This window comes from Streptomyces sp. NBC_00094 (assembly GCF_026343125.1).
Taxonomy (GTDB): Bacteria; Actinomycetota; Actinomycetes; order Streptomycetales; family Streptomycetaceae; genus Streptomyces.
Map to the genome: position 1 here is coordinate 3,318,189 of NZ_JAPEMB010000001.1, position 19,330 is coordinate 3,337,518.

At 72.2% G+C, this 19,330-nt stretch carries 16 protein-coding genes and 1 tRNA gene; 8 read left to right on the forward strand and 9 right to left on the reverse strand.

The genetic code is table 11. The annotated features are described in order from the left end of the window. Positions 1-153: 153 nt before the first annotated feature. Positions 154-1,185, forward strand: a complete 1,032-nt coding sequence (locus tag OG580_RS14265) for a hypothetical protein (RefSeq protein WP_267044049.1) — start codon at positions 154-156, stop codon at positions 1,183-1,185. 241 nt (positions 1,186-1,426) lie between these two features. On the opposite strand, the gene OG580_RS14270 is transcribed toward OG580_RS14265, so the two are convergent. Further along, positions 1,427-1,615, reverse strand: coding sequence for a DUF397 domain-containing protein (locus tag OG580_RS14270; protein ID WP_267044050.1), 189 nt, complete (start codon positions 1,613-1,615; stop codon positions 1,427-1,429). Then, complete coding sequence (locus tag OG580_RS14275) at positions 1,612-2,493, reverse strand: helix-turn-helix transcriptional regulator (RefSeq protein ID WP_267044051.1); 882 nt, start codon at positions 2,491-2,493, stop codon at positions 1,612-1,614. The genes OG580_RS14270 and OG580_RS14275 overlap by 4 nt, the downstream gene beginning before the upstream one ends. Before the next feature lie 82 nt (positions 2,494-2,575). On the opposite strand from OG580_RS14275, the gene OG580_RS14280 reads away from it, so the two are divergent. Beyond that, positions 2,576-3,064: an ATP-binding protein gene (locus OG580_RS14280; RefSeq protein ID WP_267044052.1), complete on the forward strand. Its 489-nt coding sequence runs from the start codon at positions 2,576-2,578 to the stop codon at positions 3,062-3,064. Positions 3,065-3,074: 10 nt separating this feature from the next. Here OG580_RS14280 and OG580_RS14285 read toward each other — a convergent pair whose 3' ends face one another. The 6 genes from OG580_RS14285 to OG580_RS14310 form a co-directional block, all read right to left on the reverse strand. Next, positions 3,075-5,333 (reverse strand): VCBS repeat-containing protein, encoded by a 2,259-nt coding sequence (locus tag OG580_RS14285; RefSeq protein WP_267044053.1) that lies wholly within the window; start codon positions 5,331-5,333, stop codon positions 3,075-3,077. Positions 5,334-5,435: 102 nt separating this feature from the next. Beyond that, a complete protein-coding gene (locus tag OG580_RS14290; RefSeq protein WP_267044054.1) occupies positions 5,436-7,670 on the reverse strand; it encodes a VCBS repeat-containing protein in 2,235 nt (744 codons plus the stop codon). A gap of 72 nt (positions 7,671-7,742) precedes the next feature. Then, positions 7,743-8,150, reverse strand: a complete 408-nt coding sequence (locus OG580_RS14295) for a VOC family protein (protein ID WP_267044055.1) — start codon at positions 8,148-8,150, stop codon at positions 7,743-7,745. A gap of 131 nt (positions 8,151-8,281) precedes the next feature. Continuing rightward, positions 8,282-9,310, reverse strand: coding sequence for a cellulose-binding protein (locus OG580_RS14300; RefSeq protein ID WP_323182567.1), 1,029 nt, complete (start codon positions 9,308-9,310; stop codon positions 8,282-8,284). 170 nt (positions 9,311-9,480) lie between these two features. Then, the gene (locus OG580_RS14305) at positions 9,481-11,961 is read right to left on the reverse strand and encodes an SUKH-4 family immunity protein (protein ID WP_267044056.1); all 2,481 of its coding nucleotides are present in this window, start codon (positions 11,959-11,961) and stop codon (positions 9,481-9,483) included. Positions 11,962-11,968: 7 nt separating this feature from the next. Then, the gene (locus OG580_RS14310) at positions 11,969-12,967 is read right to left on the reverse strand and encodes an HNH endonuclease (protein ID WP_267044057.1); all 999 of its coding nucleotides are present in this window, start codon (positions 12,965-12,967) and stop codon (positions 11,969-11,971) included. A 247-nt stretch (positions 12,968-13,214) separates the two neighbouring features. On the opposite strand from OG580_RS14310, the gene OG580_RS14315 reads away from it, so the two are divergent. Next, the gene (locus OG580_RS14315) at positions 13,215-13,727 is read left to right on the forward strand and encodes a YwqJ-related putative deaminase (RefSeq protein ID WP_267044058.1); all 513 of its coding nucleotides are present in this window, start codon (positions 13,215-13,217) and stop codon (positions 13,725-13,727) included. A gap of 10 nt (positions 13,728-13,737) precedes the next feature. After that, positions 13,738-14,229, forward strand: a complete 492-nt coding sequence (locus OG580_RS14320; protein ID WP_267044059.1) for an SUKH-3 domain-containing protein — start codon at positions 13,738-13,740, stop codon at positions 14,227-14,229. 14 nt (positions 14,230-14,243) lie between these two features. Here the strand turns inward: OG580_RS14320 and OG580_RS14325 are convergent, their stop codons facing one another. Next, entirely contained in the window at positions 14,244-15,566 is a 1,323-nt protein-coding gene (locus tag OG580_RS14325; protein ID WP_267044060.1) for a sensor histidine kinase, read from the reverse strand. A 130-nt stretch (positions 15,567-15,696) separates the two neighbouring features. On the opposite strand from OG580_RS14325, the gene OG580_RS14330 reads away from it, so the two are divergent. From OG580_RS14330 to OG580_RS14345, 4 genes are all read left to right on the forward strand, one after another. Then, complete coding sequence (locus OG580_RS14330) at positions 15,697-16,569, forward strand: helix-turn-helix domain-containing protein (RefSeq protein ID WP_267044061.1); 873 nt, start codon at positions 15,697-15,699, stop codon at positions 16,567-16,569. Between the two features lie 11 nt (positions 16,570-16,580). After that, positions 16,581-16,651, forward strand: a tRNA-Gln gene (locus OG580_RS14335). 109 nt (positions 16,652-16,760) lie between these two features. Then, the gene (glmU, locus tag OG580_RS14340; protein ID WP_267044062.1) at positions 16,761-18,206 is read left to right on the forward strand and encodes a bifunctional UDP-N-acetylglucosamine diphosphorylase/glucosamine-1-phosphate N-acetyltransferase GlmU; all 1,446 of its coding nucleotides are present in this window, start codon (positions 16,761-16,763) and stop codon (positions 18,204-18,206) included. 121 nt (positions 18,207-18,327) lie between these two features. Further along, on the forward strand, positions 18,328-19,302 hold the full coding sequence (locus OG580_RS14345; RefSeq protein ID WP_056649212.1) for a ribose-phosphate diphosphokinase: 975 nt from the start codon (positions 18,328-18,330) through the stop codon (positions 19,300-19,302). Positions 19,303-19,330: the final 28 nt, after the last annotated feature.

A 19,330-nucleotide genomic window follows, 5' to 3' on the forward strand; every position in this document is an offset into this window, starting at 1 on the left:
TTACGCGGCTGACCAGCGCAAAGAGCACGGTTCCGAGGAGATCGCCGTTGACCGGTGTTTCGACTCGCGCCTAACGTTCGGCTCCGATCACCGAACACGGCTGTCAGGTGGTCTCCCGGAGAGACGCGTGCCGATCGATTGTCAGGAGGCCCCGTGCGAGCCAAAGGCATCACCTACGACACCGGCTTCACCCCGGGCGGAAAGAGTTCACGGCCCGTCTTCGACGCCGACGCGGTGCGACGCGAGATCCGCGTCATCGCGGACGACCTGCACTGCGATGCCGTGCGGATCACCGGCGGCGACCCCGGGCGACTGGCCCTCGCGGCCCGGCACGCCGCCGATGCCGGGCTCGAGGTCTGGTTCTCCCCCTTCCCCTGCGAACTGTCCGCCGAAGAGCTGCTGCCCTACTTCGCCACCTGCGCCGACCGTGCCCAGGAGGTGGGAGCGGACGTCTTCGTCACCGGCTGCGAGCTGAGCCTGTTCGCCGCCGGCATGCTCCCCGGAGACGACAGCCTCGCCAGGATCGCAGCCCTGACCAGCGGCGCCCCCGAGGCATTGGCCGGGCTCGCCGAGCTTCCCGCCCGGCTGAACTCCTTGCTGGCCGACATCGCGGAGTCGGTGCGCGCGCGGTTCCACGGAAAGATCACCTACGCCTCCGGCACGTGGGAGCAGGTCGATTGGGCGCCCTTCGACATCGTCAGCGCGGACGCCTACGGCGATCCCGGGGACGCCTTCCGACAGGGCCTGCGGCAGTACTTCCGGCACGGCAAGCCGCTCGCGACGACCGAATTCGGCTGCTGCACCTACCGGGGCGCGGCCGAGCGCGGTGGCATGGGCTGGGTGGATGTCGTCGATCACGACGCCGATCCGCCCCGCATCAACGGCGATCACGTCCGCGACGAGGAAGAACAGGCCCTCCACCTGCGCGAGATGCTCGCCGTCTTCGACGAGGAAGGCGTGGACACCGTCTTCTGGTTCACCTTCGCCGGCTACGAGTACCCGCACCACGCCGAACCGCGCTTCGACCTCGACATGGCCTCCTACGGGGTGTGCAAGGTCATGCCCGACGGCGGCCTCGCACCGAAACGCTCCTTCCACGCCATGGCCGAGGCCTACCGATCGGCAACGTCGGCGTTGCCTGTCCAGGGCGAGGAGGGCCAGGCCGGTCGGGGCCGCTCCGTCTGAGTACGTGCCCTCGTGGCCTGGGCGGCGTAGCCGGAGAGCCCCGCGGAATCAGATGTCGCCCTGGACCAGGGCGTGCAGATGTTCGTCGTGCCACCGCCGGCGCATGCGCTCGATCCTCTGCCGCGCCGCCTCCGGAGAGTCCACCAGCAGGCGGTTCCAGTGGCGTACCGCCGCAGCGGGAAAGAGCCCTGCCGTCCGACTCGGACAGGCAGGGCTCTCACGCGTACAACGGTGGGCTGTACTACTCCGCCGAGGCGAGCCCGACGAATCCCGCCCACGCCTCACGCGAGACCCGGAGGGCCGGACGGGCCACGTCCTTGGAGTCACGGACGTGCACGGCTCCCGCGCCGGTCGCGACCTCGACGCACTGGCCGCCGTCACCACCGCTGTAGCTGCTCTTGAACCAGGCGAGGGATTCGGTGTTGTTCATAGCTCTCCCAGCAACTTCTCGATGAACTGCAGCGACTCTCGCGGCGTGAAAGCCTGTGACCGGATGATCCCATAGCGTGCTGCGGCGAGGACGGCCTGTTTGGGGTCTGTCTCCAGGGTGCTGGTGCCCTGGGCCTCAACGTAGACGAACCTCTTGCCGTCGTCACGGGTGATAAAGGTGAACGGGCCTTCCAGGCCTGCGTTGTCCTCACTGGCCAGCGGCATGACCTGGATCTCGACGTTCCTCCGCTGTCCGATGAGAAGAAGCTCTTCGAGCTGCCCGCGCAGCACGTTGCCACCGCCGACCTTCCGCCGCAGCACCGACTCGCACATGACGAAGCTCAGCAACGGCGCAGGCTTTCGCTCGAAGATCGCCTGCCTGGCCAGCCGGGCGGACACGCGTTGCTCGATGGTCTCCGCGTCGACCGGCGGACAATGATTGCCCACCAACGCTCGCATGTACTCCTCGGTCTGGAGCAGGCCGTTGACCACCAACGTGTCATACGACAGCAGCTCTATCGCCTGCTTCTCCAACTGCGCCATGCCCTGGAAGAACGCCGGGTACTGCGCCCTCTCCAACTGGTCCTTCCACACCGTCAGCAGTCCGCCCGCGTCCAGCACTTCATCGGACCGGTCGATCGCGCGCGGTGGCGGAATTCGGCGGCCCTGCTCGAACGAGGCGATGGTGGAGGCCGAGTAGCCCAGCCGCTTGCCGAACTCCTCCCGTTCCATCCCCGCCCGTGTTCGCAACGTCTTCAGGCTCTGCCCGAACGCGGCCACCACACCCCGCGCGGACTTGTCCGCCGTATGGGCGCCCTCCGCCTCGTCGGCCTCGGGCTCCGCCTGCTCTTCCGCCACCGCACCCCACCTCTCGTACATGCACCGACACGCCACGTACAAGGCAGTCGCGTCGGTGCGTCACCACTGGTCACGCTACGCGACCAAGAGGAGCTTGGGAGGCATGACGAGCAACAACCTCAGCCCCACCGGCACCACCCAACTCTCCGGCGACTCGCCCTACTTGGGCAGCAGGGTCTTCGCCCTGCAGTTCACGTCGACGGCCCGGGGCGCCCGGCTCGCGCGGCGGCTGGTCGCCGTCCGGCTGGACGAGTGGGGCGTGCCGTACGGGAGCGGGGCGCACGAGACCGTCGTCCTGGTCGCCGCCGAGCTGGCGACGAACGCGGTACGGCACGGGCACGTGCCGGGGCGGGACTTCCACCTGCTCCTGCGGGTCACGGACGCGCCCCGGCCCGTCGCGCGGATCGAGGTGAGCGACACCCGCGCCGAACGCGTACCGCCCCGGCCCGGACAGCTCCCCGGCCCCGGTCCGGAACTCGCGGACGGGGGCCGGGGGTTGCTGCTCGTCGACGCGCTCGCCGACCGGTGGGGCTGGTGCCCGAGGCGCGGGGCGCCGGGGAAGACGGTGTGGGCGGAGTGCGCCCTCACCTAGGGGACGAGGGTCAGAAGGCGGTGTTGTAGGACGTGTCCTGGGTCAGGGACACGTTCGCGCCACGCTTGAAGGGAGCCGACCAGCTGCCCGTGCCCGCGTAGAAGACCTCGTCGCCGTTCGAGGCGACCAGGTCGGCGCGTCCGTCGCCGTTGGCGTCACCGACGGCGGTGAGCCCGGTGAAGGCACCCCACCCGGCGCCGACGCGGATCCGGCTGGCGAAGGTGCCGTTGCCGTTGCCGAGGTACATCCAGAGGACGCCGGCCTTGTCGCGGGCGAGGAGGTCCCCGGCCGGGGCGCCCGCGATGTTCCCGGTGGCGGTCAGCTGGTTGTAGATGCCCCAGCCGGCGCCGAGCCGCTTTCCGGCGGCGAAGGGCGCGGAGGTGCTCCCCGTGCCCTTGTACAGGTACATGACGCCGGTCTTGTCGGTGGCGACCAGGTCGGGGCGGCCGTCGCCGGTGACGTCGCTGCCGCCCGCCAGCTGGTCGAAGGCCTGCCAGCCGCCGCCGATCCTCGTACGGCCCGTGAGCGGCTTGTCCCGGTCACCGGTGCCCTGGTAGAGCCAGAGGACGCCGTCGCGGTCCCGGGCGACGGTGTCGGGCGCGGCCGTGCCCGCCACGTTCCCGACGGATTCGAGCCGGTCGTAGGCTCCCCAGCCGCCTCCCACCCGGGAGGCGCCGGTGTCCGTCAGGGAGGCGCCCGGGGCGGTGGGCCGGGTGCCGAAGCGCCACAGCACACCACCGAGGTCACGGACGAGGAGGTCGGCCGTGCCGTCGTCGTCGTAGTCGTGCGGGGCGGCGGGCCGGGTCACGGTGAACCGGCCGGTGGAGACGAGCTCGGGGCCGATGCCCTCGTCCGGGCGGGCGGTGAGCTTCCACTCGTACTCGCCGTTGCGGGCGGGGCTCCCCCAGTCCTTACCCTCCAGGTCCTTGCCGTCCCAGTGCCAGGTGACACGGCGCGGCGTCCCGGGGGTGATGCCGTTCGGGACGGACCACCCGTCGTACACCGTCTTGCGGCTGCGCACGTGGGTCAGGGTCAGCCAGACCTCGCTGTCAGCCCGGGACAGGTCCCAGCTGAAGTCGACACCGCGCGCGACCTGCTCGCCGGTGAGCGCCTTCGGAGCGACGGAGCCGGTGAGGGTCAGGACGGTCGACTGCCCTGTGGACGCGACCTGTTCGACGTCCGGCCGGCCGCCGTCGGCGCGCGGCGAGATCCGGTAGAGGCCCTCCCCGTGCTCGGGGGTGCCACCGCGCACCAGGAGACTGCCGTCGGGGCCGGCGACGGCGGAGGAGAACGCGGTGAGGAGGACGATCTTCTCCCCGGTCTCGATCGACTGGACGGTGAACGGCCGCTTCGTCGGGTTGTCCGCGCCCTGGACGTAGGTGGACGCGCTGATGTGGACCTTCTGGCCGGACGCCATCCAGCCGCCGACCAGGTACAGCGGGTCGTTCAGGTCGTCCGACGGGAACCAGCGTTCGGTGGAGGAGCCGCGGCGGTGGGCGACGATCCCGTCCCCCGACAGCCGCATCTCGCGCCATGCCACGTGGGTGGCGGAGACCGCGCCCTGCTGGGCGTACTCGTTCGGGCCCTGCAGGTACGCGGGCGAGTTCCCCGACGCGAAGTCGACGACGACCTTGGAGGCCGTACTCGGCTCGCCGACCCAGCAGTCGTAGAGCGCGGAACCGGTGTCGGTCCAACCCTCCTCGCCCCCGTAGCACTCGAACCCGGGCCCCCCGAGCACCCAGCGGACCTTGAGCGTGCCGGCGTCGATCGTGCCGGCGTACTGCTTCCAGTGACCGCTTTCCTCCCGCGTGAGGAGGAGGGTGCTGCCGACCAGGCCCGTGAGGTGGTAGCCCCCGAGGGCGTCGAGATCGACCTCCACCGGCGCCGCGGCGGCCGAGGCGGGCGTCGACATGTCGTGGACCGTCAGCCGCCGGCTGGTGTAGTCGATGGGCTTGTCGCCGGTGACGACGAGGTCCGAGCCGCCGCCGATGGCGTAGGCCCCGGGCAGGACGGTCGACGAGCCGTCGGCGTACCGGGTCCAGCGGAACTCGGGCGTACTGCCGCGGGTCTTCGACAGGAAACCGCTCGGCCCCGCACCGACGACGTCCGCGTCGAGCGGGAACGGCACGGTGACCTGCTGGTCGTCCTGGACGGCCCCCGGCACGGCGGCTGCGGCCGGAAGCGCGGTGAGCGTGCCGCCTGTGGCAGCGAGGACGATGGTGACGGCGGCGGCCGCGAGTCTGCGGCCGCGCGCGCGTGCGATGTTCATGTACATGTTCCCTCCCCTGGGAAACGGGAGGTTAGCGGACGGTCGGCGTCCGGCCGTCACCGGGCTCCGCGTCGCGGCGCGGAGCCCGGTGACGGTGATGGGTCAGAACACCTCGTTGTAGGCCGGCTCCTCGGTGAACACGTACTCCTTGCCGCCCGCGTTGAAGGGGGCCCTCCAGTCGCCGGTGCCCGGGTAGAAGAGCTTCAGGGTGCCCGTGCGGACGAGAAGGTCGGGGCGGCCGTCGCGGTTCACGTCGCCGGCCCCGATGAGACCGTCGTACGCGTTCCAGCCGCCGCCGATCCGCAGGCGCTGCGCGAACGTGCCGTCCCCCTTGCCGAGGTAGAGCCACAGCACGCCGGCCTTGTCCCGGGCGACGAGGTCGCCGGCCGGCGCGCCGGCGACGTTGCCGACCGCCGTGATGTCGTTGTAGATCCCCCAGCCCGCACCCGTCTTCCGGCGCGTGGCGAACGGCGCGGACGCCTTGCCGGTGCCCTTGTACAGGTACATGGCGCCGGTCTTGTCGGTGGCGACCAGATCGGCCCGGCCGTCGCCTGTCAGGTCGCTGCCGCCCGCGAGCCGGTCGTACGTCTGCCAGCCGCCGCCGATCCTCACCCGGCTGAGGAGGGAACGCATCCACTCGCCCGAGCCCTGGTACAGCCAGAGGACCCCGCTCTTGTCCCGGGCCAGGGTGTCGGCGAAACGTGTCCCGGCGACATCGCCGGCGGATTCGAGCCGGTCGTAGGTGTTCCAGCCGCTGCCGAGGTACACGCGGGCGGTGCCCCAGGACACCGCGCCGGGACGGTAGAAGGTGGAGACCACGTACAGGCGCCCGTTCGCCTCCCGCCCGAAGATCTCGGGTTCACCGTCGCCGTCGTAGTCGTGCGCGCCAGGGGTGCGGCGGACGGTGACCGTGCCGGAGGCGCGGACGGTGTCGCCGATTCCGTCGCGCGGCACGGCCTCGATCCGCCAGGCGTACTCGCCGGGCTGGGCCGCCTTCTCGGGAGTGGCCGGCTCCTCGCCGTGCCAGGTCCAGTCGAAGGCGCCGGGCCCGAGGGCCGAGTCGTTGTCCGGGAGCGTCACGGTGGTGCCGGTGGTGCCCTTGAGGCCGAAGGTGAGACGGAACCGTACGTTCGTCCGGGACAGGTTCCACCGGAAGCCGATGCTCCGCTGACGGTCGAGGTCGACCACGTCGGGCACGTCCTCGCCGAGGTACGTGAGTGCGGTCGGCTCTCCCGTGGAGGCGACGAGTTCGACGACGGGCTCGCCCTCGGCGCCGGCCGTGACGCGGTACAGCCCCTCGCCGTGCTCGACGGTGCCGCCCCTGGCCAGCAGGGAGCCGTCGGGGCCCGGGGCGAGGGAGCTCATCCGGTCGAGCAGCGGCAGTCCCACTCCGGGCTCGGTCAGGGACCACGCGGTCAGCGGGGTCACCGCACTTTCCCTCTCGGGCCGGGTCGGCGGCCCGGACACGAGCCAGTTCCCGACCAGGCCGTACCGGTCGCCGGCGGCTTTGATCGGGAACTGCCGCGTATCGCCGGTTCCGCGGGTGCCGACGACGACCGACGTGGCGGACTCGGGCGCCACCCAGGCGACGCGCCCCGCCGAGACGGCTCCGGTCCGGTAGGGGCTGATCCCGGTGACCGGGTACGTGTCGGTGATCTCGCCGGTCGGGATGTCCAGGACCACATCGGAGTACCGGGAGGTGTCCACCGGCCCGGCCCCGACGAACAGCTGGGCGGTGTGGGAGGAGCCGGAGAGCATCACGAACGCGCGCAGGTCGGCGGGGAGTCCGCCGATGACGCGCTCTTCCGCGCCGTCCGCGCCCGGGGCGACCAGACGCCCCTGTCCGGTCCCGTCCGCCTTCTGCACGGAGAAGACGAGGGTGGCGCCCACCGCACCCCGGTAGGTGTACGTGTCCCCCGCCTCCCCCAGCTCGGCGGTGTCCACCACCAGGGGCGCCGCCCCCGAGGCCATGTCGTGGACCGTGAAGACCCGGGACTGCTTGATGTCGGAGACGTGGTCCCCCGTCACCACGATGCCCGTGGCGCCGGCGCTGAACGACCCGGAGCTGGCTGGCAGCACCGTCGAGGTCCCGTCGGCGTAGCGGGTCCAGCGCAGCTCGCCCGGAGTCGTAGCGTCCCGGAGGTACGTGAGGAAACCGGTCCGCCCGGCGCCGACGACCTCCGCGCCGCGCGGGAACGGCACGACGTCGGACGCCTGCTCTCCGCCGACGACGGCGGACACGGGCACGGACGCGGGCGCGGCGGCGGCCGGAAGTGTGGAGACCGCGGCGAGAACGACGGCGACAGCGACAGCCGTACGGGGCACACGTGAGTGCATCAAGATCTTCCCTCCCCTGGGTGAGGGGAGATTAATGGATGCCAGGCCTCCGGCAGCGCCCGTGTGCGACGACTACGGCGTCTCCGCCCGCCGCGTCTTCGGAACCGAGACGCAGAACGGGTGGCCCGCCGGGTCCAGGAGGACCCGCCACAGGTCGGGGTGGGGCTGAGCGGCGGCGGGGAGGGTCGCGCCCAGCGCGAGGAGCTCGGTCTCGGCCTCGTCCAGGTCGTCGACGTCGAAGCAGAGGTGGCTCTGCTGCGGCACCGCGCCGTCGGGCCAGGTCGGGGCCCGGTGGTCGTCGATCCGCTGGAAGCCGAGGTACAGGCCGTTCGCGCCCTCGGTCTCGCCCGCGCCGAGGAGACCCGCGAAGTCGCCGTCCGAGCCCTCGTGGAGGGGGAGGCCCGTGGCCCGGTGGTAGAACGCGGCGAGGGCCAGGGGGTCGGCGCAGTCGAGCGTGACCGCCGTCAGCTTCATGTACATGAAGAGCGAGGCTAGTCCGTCAACTCGGACCCGGGCGAGGTGAATCCCCGGGGCGGGGCGGGGCGCCTGGGTCTTGCCCCGGGGCGGGGCCCCGCCCTCTCGCCTCGCCTCGCCCCGGGCCCGGGTGTCCCCTAAGCCGCGTCCGCCCCCGGGGACTCCTCGTCCTCTACGGGCTCCGCCGCCTTCGAGGGCTTCGTCGCCTCGGCCTCCCCCTCGGCCCCGGTCTCCGCCTCCGTCTCCGTCTCCGTCTCCGTCTCCGTCTCCGTCTCCGTCTCCGTCTCCGTCTCCGTCTCCATGGACGGCGGTGCCACCCGGCCCGTCAACGCCGCCAGCGAGTTCCGGATGTGCTCCATGTGGCCATGGATCTCGTCCCGCGCCTCGTCGTGCTCCCGGAGCACCCGCTCCGTCTCGCGCTCGACCCGCTCCCCCTTCATCCGGGCCTCCGCGAGCACCTCCTCCGCGCGGGCCTCCGCGTCCTCCTGGCCGTGCCGGGCCTGCTCCTCGGTCTCCGCCAGGGCACGCTGCGCCTCCGCGAGCCGTTCCTCCGCGTAGGTCACGAGCTCCTCGTGGCGCGCGTCCAGCTCGGCCGCCTTGCCCTCCGCGGCCCGCTCCGCCTCGTCCCGTATCGCCGTCTGCTCGGCCTGCTGCTCCGCGAGCAGCGCCGCCGCACGGCGCTCGGTCTCCTCGAAGGCCTCGCGCGCCGCGGAGCGCCGCTCCTCCGCCTCGCGGCCCGAGTCCGTCGCCAGCTCCTCGGCCCGCTCGCGCGCGGCCGTCAGGGTCGCTCGGGCCGCCGACTCGGCTGCCGTCCGGACGCCCTCCGCGTACGCCCGGGCCGACTCCTCCGCCTCCCGGCCCGCCGCCTCCGCCGCCTCCGCGAGGGACTGCGCCTCGGCCTCCGCCGCGCGGACGAGCGTCTCGTCCTCCTGCTCGGCCATCTCCAGGATCTTGCGCGCCCGGTCGCTCAGCGTCTCGTACCGCTGCGGCGCGAGCGCCTCGACGGCCTCGCGCAGCCGCGCCGCCTCCGCCTCCATGTCCTTCGCGAGGACGGTGAGCCGTGCCGCCCGCTCCCACGCGCCGTCGCGTTCCTCGGAGAGCGCGGCGAGGTGGCGGTCGACCTGCTCGGGGCGGTACCCGCGCCCCCGTCCGACAGCGAAATTCATCCCTGACGCCCCTTCCCTGTGACCCCAACGTCCCGAACGTCCAGGATGCGCCATCAGAACGGACAAAAGGCGCCCAACGTGGATACACGTCGAGCGCCTTTCGTCACATTCTGTCCAACTGTGACCACACAAGGGCCTACAGAGGGCCTACAGAGGGCCTACGAAGGGACCTACAGCAGGCCGTCCCACATCTGCTCGAGCAGCACGGACCACCAGTTCTCCGGCGACGACAGCGCCGCCGGATCCAGCATCGCCAACTGCGCCTGGAAGTCGACCGTCCAGCGGCCCGCCTGCTCCGGGTTCAACCCGAACCGCAGCCGCCACATCCGGCCCAGCAGCGCCATCGCACGCGTGAACTCCGGCAGCCCCGTGTTCACGAACTGCGGCGGCACAGGCTGCCCGCCCGGACCGGCCTCCACCGGCACCGCCACGATGTGCGCGGTCCCGTACTGCACGCAGATCGCCCGCCCGAAGTCCGAACCGAGCACCAGATACGAGCTCGCGTCCGCCGCCGGCTGCACCTGCCGCTGCGCCGCCAGCTCCGCGAGCGTCGGCACCACCGGCACCGCCGGCTGCGCCCAGAAGAACGGACCGAAGTCCGCCGGCAGCCCCGCCCACACCAGCGTCCGCGCCACCAGCTCCGGCACACCCTGACGGGACACCGCGTGCTGGTCGAAACGGAGGATGCCCGGGCCGAACGCCCCCGCCAGCTCCTGCGCGATCGCCTCCGGCGGGACCGGCGGCGCGGGCTGCACCTGCGGCAGCGGCGCCCGTACCGGAGCGGGCCGCGCCGGCCCGTCCGCTACCTGGTGCAACTCGCCCTGATGGGTGAGGAGTTGCCGCATCCCCTGCTGACGGCCGTGGTGATCGCGACCGTACGGGGCGATGCTCGTGATCCGCGCCTGCGGCCACGTCTCCCGGATCATCCGCGCGCAGTAACCACCGGGCAGCTCACAGGACTCCAGCTCCGTGTGGAGCTCGAGGACCTGCTGCGGCGGCACGTTCATCGCCCGCAGCTCGTGCAGGATCTGCCACTCGGGATGCGGAGTACCCGGCGCCGAGCGCCGGATGATCTGCGCCTCGGAACCGTCCGGCGCCCGGTACCGCAGCACCGCCTGATAGCCCGGACCGACCGTCGGCAGACCCGCCGGCTGCGGATATCCGTACGCGGGCGGTACGGGACCGGGGCCGGGCGGCGGCGTGTGCCCGCCGTGCATCGGCGGCGGCGGGGCCGGGGGCCCCGGAGGCGCCGGAGTCGACGGACCGCCCGGGCCACCGGGACCCGGGTGCGCCAGCATCGTCGCGGCGTGCGCGACCCCACCGGCCGGCGTGCCACCGGGCACACCGGGCGGCGGCGGAGGCGGCGGAGGCGCGCCCGGACCACCCTGGCTCGGGTGCGCCAGCATCGTCGCCGCCTGATGCACGGGCTGCGGCGCCGCCGGCGGACCGGGCGGGGCCGGCTGCGGCGGACCCGGCGGCTGGAGCCCCTCGGGCCCGAGCTGCGAGACGAGCTGCGTCGGTACGTACGCGGGGGCGCCCGACCCACCGGGAACCCCGGGCGCGCCGGGCGGCGGGGGCGGCGACGCCGGACCGCGCCCGCTCTTCGGCGGCATCGTGGCCTTGCTCGTCGCCGCGTCCGCGATGTCCCCGGCACCCGGCACCGAAGGCGCGGGCGGCGGAGGCGGCGGCGCCCCGGGCCCGGCCTGGGCCGGCGGGACGGGGGGCGCGGGCTGCCGCACGGGCGACACCGGCGGGGCCTGCGGAAGCGACGGCGGCGGCGCGGCCGGGTCGAGCCGCGGGGCCACGGCGGTCGCGGGCAGCGCACTGCCCCCCTTCATCAGGGCGGTCGGCGCGTCGGCACCCACCACCGGGGGCGGGGTGTCCTCGTCGTCCGTCCCCGACAGCGGCGGCGCGAACACGGTCGCGGGCAGCGGCACCGCACCGTCCGCCCCACCGGAACTCGCGTTCGCATCCGCCCACGGACTCACCGAAGGAGCGGGGGCCGGAGCGGGAGTGGGGACAGGGGCAGGAACGGGGGCAGGCGCAGGGGCAGGCGGAGCCTGAGGAGCCACGGACACAGGCGCCGGAGCAGGGGCAGGGGCAGGGGCAGGCGGAGCCTGAGGAGCCACAGGCGCGGGCAAAGGCGCAGGCGCATCCACCACCCCACCCACCGGCACCGACGGCCCCGGCACAGGCCCCGAAGGCCCCGCGTCCGACACGTCGTCCACCGACGCCGACGCGCTCCCGTCCTCCTGCGAGGCGTTCGGCCCCGCCGGCAAGCCGATCCGGTCCGCCGCGTCCTGCAGCCACTCGGGCGGGCTCAGCAGGAACGACGTCTGGTTCAGATCGATCCGGGCCGCCTGGGGCGCCGCCGGAGCAGCCGCCGCCTCCTGCGTCCCGTACTCCTCCTCGTACCGCCGGATCACCTCGCCCACCGGCAGCCCCGGCCACAGCGTGGCCTCGCCGCTGTCCCGCGCGATGACCAGACGCTGCCGGCCACCGTCCGAGACCGGACCGCCCTCGCGGTCCTCCGACCACACCACGAAGCCCAGCTCGAACTCCCGCACCCGCACCTCACGGTGCTGGTACGCCGGCAGGTCGCCGTTGATCCATTCCTCGGCGCGCTCCTGCGCCTGCGCGAACGTCACCACAGCCAGTTCACTCCCCTACCGGGACCACGGGCACGGCGCGCGCGAAGCCACCGTCCACCATCAGGTTCGCCACCGTCTCCAGCTCCGGCGGATTACCGGCGAGGCGCTGCAGGAACGCGTCGAAGTCCTCGCCGCAGGGCAGCAGCAGCCGCTCCGCCCGCTCGCCCACCGACCAGCCCGCCGCCTCCGGCCCGGAGTCCCGCGCGTCGTCGTACGCGCAGAACCACACCGTGCCGATCGCGTCACCCCGCACCTTCACCGCGACCAGACCGCCCTGGACGAAGGCGACGCCCAGGTAGTCCTTGGTCAGGTGGTCGCGCAGACACTTGTTGACGTAGACGAGGTCGTTGACACCCGCCTGCTCCCGCACCGTGAAGAACGGCTGGTCGACCAGGAGCCCCAGCTCCGCGTCGAGCGCCGTACCCACCGGCGCGCAGCCGCCCGCCGCCTTCAGGAACGAGCGGTACGCCCCCGGCAGCCGGTAGCCGAGGTCCTCCTCGACGCCCTGGAGCTGAAGCTCCGACACCGACACGAGCGTCTTCGGCAGGCCGAAGTGCGCCGGACGGGTCTCCTGCAGGGGCCGCGTCCCCCGCTTCCCGTGATCGACGGCGGCCGTCGCCACACCACCGTGGTGCCGCAGCAACGCCTTCACCTCGACCGGGACCAGCTCCATCCGGCGACTGCGCGCCACGTGGTGCCAGGTCCAGCCGTGCGGGGTCGCCACCGACGGGATCGTGTCCCACAGCTCATGACCGGTCGCCGCCATCGCCGCGTTCGCCGACACGTAGTCCGTGAGACGCAGCTCGTCGACGCCGAAGCCCTCCGGAGGATCGGCGATCTCCGCCGCCGCACGCGCGTACGGCGAGAAGTCCGGGTGACCGTGCTCGTCGATCCGCACCCCTCTGGGATGACGGGCGGCACGGACCGGGTCCGGAAAATGCACGACCTGCCCGGCATAGGCCGCGTTCGGTGGCGCGGTGTCCTGCCCGAGCCGACCTGTCGTCATGGCGGTTGCCCCCTGCACTGGCGTCGCTGACTGCTGCTACCGACTGATCTGGCACAGCCTATGCGCTGCCACAAGAGCCCGAACGGCCCCCGTCCGGCGGTGACCAACTGTCACGACGCCATGACAGTTGCACCATGGTTCCGACACACCGGGCGGGTCATTCGGCGCCCCAGCTTCCCCATATGGCTCCCTATTTGGCAGGCTGTCCACGCAACTCGGGGGATTGCAGGAGGGGAACACAAGCACCATGCACGCAACAACGACACCCACACAGGGTGACCCACGCCTCAACTGGAGCAGCGATGCCGAGGCGACCCGGGCACCCCTACTGCGTCACCGCCGCGACGGCATCCTTCCCACCGTCGGGGCCGCCCTCTCCGTACGCGGCGAGACCCTCACGTGCACCGCGGGCCGCGGCGACCGCCCGCCCCTCCTGCACGCCCTCGTCCAGGACTTCCTGGACACCCTCACCAGCAGCCAGCGGGAACGCTTCACCGGGCGATGTCCCGAGGCGATCCTGCTCTCCCGGCACCTCACCGCCGCCGAGAACGGCCGCTCCAAGCGCGCCCAGCGCAAGCCGCTCACGTCCGGCGAGGCCCGCCGGTCCCTCAAGCACGCCAAACTCACCGCCCGGCGCATCCGGGAGGACGGCGACCCGCTCCACGGCAGCTACGCGGCACCCTGCCGGTCCTGCACGGCGATGCTCGCCCACTTCGGCGTCCGCACCGTCGACCCCACGACACCTGTCGAGAACGGCTGACCGCACACCCATGCCCGACCACCTCAGCACCACCCGGTTCCCGGTCAACGTCGACGCCGCCCTCCGCGAGGCCGGCTGGCAGCCCGGCCGCTGGGACATCAAGCTCGCCGAAGAATGGGCCGACGCCCTGCGCGCCCACGTCTCCCCCGCCGGCCACCGGCACAGCGTCTTCCCCGCGGCCGTCGAGGCCTGGGCGGAGTTCGGCGGCCTGCGGATCACCTCGCCCGGGCACGGGCGGACGATAGCGCCCACCACGGTCCGCTTCGACCCGCTCGCCGGACTCCACCTGGCACGCACCCTCGCCGACCTGGGGCGCGCGCTGGAGAGCGAGCTCGCGCCGCTCGGCGAGGAGGGCGACCAGCAGGCCGTCCTCGCGATGGACGTCGAGGGACGGGTGTACAGCCTCGACCACGCGGGCGACTGGTACCTCGGCAAGGACATCGACGCGGCGCTGTCCACCCTGGTCACGGGTGTCCAGCCGACCCGCCTGACCGCGGGGTAGTCCGGGCGCGCCCGTCACTCCCCCGTCGGCAGCACCGCGGACACCCGGAACCCGCCCGCGTCCGTCGGACCCGACACGAACACCCCGCCCAGCCGCGAGACCCGCTCCCGCATCCCGACGAGACCGTTCCCACCGCTCGGCAGCCGCACGTCCGAGACCTCGGCGTCCGAGGGGCGGGGGCCGTTCTCCACCTGCATCGCGACCTCGGCCTCGCGGTGCGCGAGCCGCACCACGACCTCGGCGCCCACCGCGTGCTTGTGGACGTTGGTCAGCGCCTCCTGCACCACCCGGTACGCCGTCCGCTCCACCTCCGGCGGATACGCCCGCGCCTCACCCAGCACCGACAGCTTCACGACCGCCCCCGCGAGCCGCGACTGCTCGCACAACGCCTCCAGGGCGTCCAGGCAGGGCCCGTCCTCGGCGGCGGCCTCGGCCGCGGCCGCGGCCGCCCGGCCCACCGCGGCCAGCGGCACCGCCGCCGGGACGGCGGGCGCCGCCTCCTCCCGCAGCACGCCCAGCATCTCCCGCAGCTCCGTCAACGCCTGCCGGCCCATGTCACCGACCAGCGCGGCATTCCTCACGGCCTTCTGCGGATCCTTCAGGGCCACCGCCTGCAGCGCCGCCGCGTGCACGACCATCAGCGACACCCGGTGCGCGACCACGTCGTGCATCTCCCGCGCGATCCGCGTCCGCTCCTCCTGCCGCGCCCACTGTGCCCGCTGCTCGGCCCGGTCCGCGAGGAGCGACAGCTCCTGCTCCAGGCTGTCGGCCCGCTCGCGCAGGCTCTCCATGAGGCGGCGGCGGGCCCCTATGTAGAGGCCGAAGAGCACCGGCGGCGCGTTGAGCCCGAGGGTCATGAAGAGCGCCACGACGGGCACGTACCAACCGCTCGGGTCGATCTCCCGCTGCCCGATGTCGGCCTGCGCGACGTCCTGGCGCATCCGCACGACGGTCACGACGAACACCGCCACCGTCGACATCGACGCCAGTACGGCGGTGATGCGGCGCGGCACCTCGGAGGCGGCGAGCGTGTAGAGCCCGACGATCCCCATGAGGAAGCCCATCTCGGCGGGCGCGACCGCGATCGAGACGAGCACGACGGCGATGGGCCACCGCCTCCGCACGAGCAGCACCGAGCCCACCATCAGCCCGAACAGCACCCCCACGGGCACCGGCAACCCGGCCTTCTCGGCGAACCCGACGCCCTCGATGCCGCACTCCAGCGCGGACACCAGCGCGAGCCCCACATCAAGGACGGCGCTCCGCCGTCTCCCCCACCACCACCAACTCCCCGAACGAACGCCCGCAGCGTCCCGGTCTGCCCCCGTTGTGGTCATGCCCTCCACCCTACGGGCGCGCCGCACACGACACGGCGAACCGCAGACGCTTCGGACACCAGTCCCTCGAACTGTTGAATCTCCCCCGCTTCCGGACCCAGACGTCCGCATTTCGGACGACGGTGGTCGCATGACAACCGAAACGAGCCGGTACGCCGACTTCGAATCCCTCCGCGAACAGGCGATCGCCCTCCGACGCGAGGGTCTCAGCCGCCGCCAGATCCGGGACCGCATCCACGTCGACAACAACGACATGCTCAACCGCCTCCTCGAAGGCGAACCCCCGCCGGAATGGACGAAGCGCCCGAACGCGAAGGACGACCTCCGCGACCGCGCCCGCGCGCTGCGCGCCCAGGGCTGGACCTACGACCGGATCCAGGCCGAGCTGGGCTGCTCGAAGAGCTCGATCTCCCTGTGGGTCCGCGACCTGCCGAAGCCGGAGAGGAAGCGGACCCGGGAAGAGGCGTCCGAGATCGCCAAGCGGGGCTGGGAGTCGACCATGCGCCGTCGCGAGGAGGAGCGAGAAGCGGCCAAACGCGCGGCGGCCGAGGAGATCGGAGCGATGTCCGAGCGCGAGCTCTTCCTCCTGGGCGTGGGCCTCTACTGGGCGGAAGGGACGAAGGACAAACCGCACGCCCGCCGTGAACGCGTGACGTTCGTGAACAGCGACCCCCGGATGATCCGGGTCTTCGCCGCCTGGTTGGACCTCCTCGGCATCGAGCCCGCGCGACGGAGGTACTGGGTGATGATCCACGAGACCGGGGACGTGTCCGGCGCCGAGCGGTACTGGGGCAGCCTCGTCGGCGCCGCCCCCTCGGCATTCGGCAAGACGACCCTCAAGCGCCACAATCCGCGGACCAACCGCAAGAACGTGAACGCCGAGTACCACGGCTGTCTCGTGATCAGAATCCTCGGGAGTGCCGATCTTTACCGTCGCATCGAGGGGGCCTGGTGCGGCATAGTAGGGGCCGTCTCGATCTCCTCAACGGAAATCCAGACATAGAGGGCGAACAATCCCGGATCGTCTAAGGGCAGGACAAATGGTTTTGGTCCATTGAATGAGGGTTCGAATCCTTCTCCGGGAGCCCATGGTTGCGGGTCCTGACCGTCACGGTCAGGACCCGCGCTCATGTCCGGACCCTGGCCCCCCGGTATCCTTCGTGCGTCCACCACCCAAAGCCGAAGGGCATACCCGTGAGCGCCAACCGCCCGGCAGCCGTCGTCGTCCTCGCAGCGGGTGAGGGCACCCGCATGAAGTCGAAGACCCCCAAGGTCCTGCACGAGATCGCCGGGCGTTCGCTCGTCGGACATGTCGTGTCCGCCGCCCGGGAGCTGGAGCCCGAGCACCTCGTCGTGGTCGTCGGGCACGCCCGTGAGCAGGTGAAGGGTCACCTGGAGGCGCACTACGCCGGGACCCGCACCGCCGTCCAGGAGGAGCAGAACGGCACCGGGCACGCCGTGCGGATGGCCCTGGAGGAGCTCGGGAAGACGCCCGACGGGACCGTCGTGGTCGTCTGCGGCGACACCCCGCTGCTCTCCGGCGAGACCCTGAAGGCCCTGGCCGGCACGCACGCGGCCGACGGCAACGCCGTGACCGTGCTGACCGCCGAGGTGCCGGACTCCACCGGCTACGGCCGGATCGTGCGGGACGCCGCCGGCGCCGTCACCGAGATCGTCGAGCACAAGGACGCCTCCGCCGAGCAGCTCGCGATCCGGGAGATCAACTCCGGCGTGTTCGCGTTCGACGGGAAGCTGCTGGCCGAGGCCCTCGGCCAGGTGCGGACGGACAACAGCCAGGGCGAGGAGTACCTCACCGACGTGCTGTCGATCCTGCGCGAGGCCGGTCACCGGGTCGGCGCGTCCGTCGCCGGCGACCACCGCGAGATCCTCGGCATCAACAACCGCGTGCAGCTCGCCGAGGCCCGCGCGCTGCTGAACCAGCGCCTCGTCGAGCGGGCCATGATGGCCGGCGTCACGATCGTCGACCCCGCCTCCGTCCTCGTGGACGTGACGGTGACCTTCGAGGCCGACGCGGTGATCCACCCGGGCACGCAGCTGCTCGGCGCGACGCACGTCGCCGAGGACGCCGAGGTCGGCCCGAACAGCCGCCTGAAGGACACCCGCGTCGGCAAGGGCGCCCGGGTGGACAACACCGTCGCGGACTCCGCCGTGGTCGGCGAGGGCGCCTCCGTGGGCCCGTACGCGTACCTCCGTCCGGGCACGAACCTCGGCGCGAAGGCCAAGGCCGGCACGTACGTCGAGATGAAGAACGCGACGATCGGCGAGGGCACCAAGGTCCCCCACCTGTCGTACGTCGGCGACGCGACCATCGGCGAGTACACGAACATCGGCGCCGCGAGCGTCTTCGTGAACTACGACGGCGAGGCCAAGCACCACACCACGATCGGCTCGCACTGCCGTACGGGCTCGGACAACATGTTTGTGGCCCCCATCACCATCGGGGACGGGGCCTACACCGCCGCCGGGTCCGTGATCACGAAGGACGTTCCCGCCGGTTCGCTCGCCGTGGCCCGGGGCCAGCAGCGGAATATCGAAGGCTGGGTGGCCCGGAAGCGGCCCGGCAGCGCCGCCGCGCAGGCCGCCCAGGTGGCCTCGGAGAACTCCGCAAGCGAAAGCTGACCGGAAACGGGTGCGTCGAACTCGGCGTACCGTGATACGTGCACACAAATTCGGCTGGTTCGCACACGCGCCCGCAGGGCGTGGGGCCGCGGCCAGAGAACACGTCTGAGGAGACAGTGCTGTGACCGGGATCAAGACGACCGGCGAGAAGAAGCTGATGCTCTTCTCCGGCCGCGCCCACCCCGAGCTGGCCGAGGAGGTCGCGCACCAGCTGGGCGTCGGTCTCGTTCCCACCAAGGCGTTCGACTTCGCCAACGGTGAGATCTACGTCCGCTTCCAGGAGTCGGCCCGCGGCGCGGACTGCTTCCTGATCCAGAGCCACACGGCTCCGATCAACAAGTGGATCATGGAACAGCTGATCATGGTCGATGCGCTCAAGCGGGCCTCGGCCCGCAGCATCACCGTGATCATCCCGTCGTACGGCTACGCCCGTCAGGACAAGAAGCACCGCGGTCGCGAGCCGATCTCGGCGCGTCTGGTCGCGGACCTGCTGGAGACGGCCGGTGCGGACCGCATCCTGACCGTGGACCTGCACACCGACCAGATCCAGGGCTTCTTCGACGGCCCGGTGGACCACCTGTCGGCGCTGCCCGTGCTCGCGGACTACGTCGGTGCGAAGGTCGACCGCGCCAAGCTGACGATCGTCTCCCCGGACGCCGGCCGCGTGCGCGTCGCCGACCGCTGGTGCGACCGCCTCGACGCCCCGCTGGCGATCGTGCACAAGCGCCGCGACAAGGACGTCGCCAACCAGGTCACCGTCCACGAGGTCGTCGGTGACGTGAAGGGCCGCGTCTGCGTCCTGGTGGACGACATGGTCGACACCGGTGGCACGATCTGCGCCGCCGCGGACGCCCTGTTCGCGCACGGTGCCGAGGACGTCATCGTGACGGCCACGCACGGCATCCTGTCGGGCCCGGCCGCCGACCGTCTGAAGAACTCCAAGGTCAGCGAGTTCGTCTTCACGGACACGCTGCCGGTTCCCGGCGCCCTGGAGCTCGACAAGATCACGGTGCTGTCGATCGCGCCGACGATCGCGCGCGCGGTGCGCGAGGTGTTCGAGGACGGTTCGGTGACGAGCCTCTTCGAGGAGCACTGAGCTTCCCCCGAGTGACACGTGAGGGCCG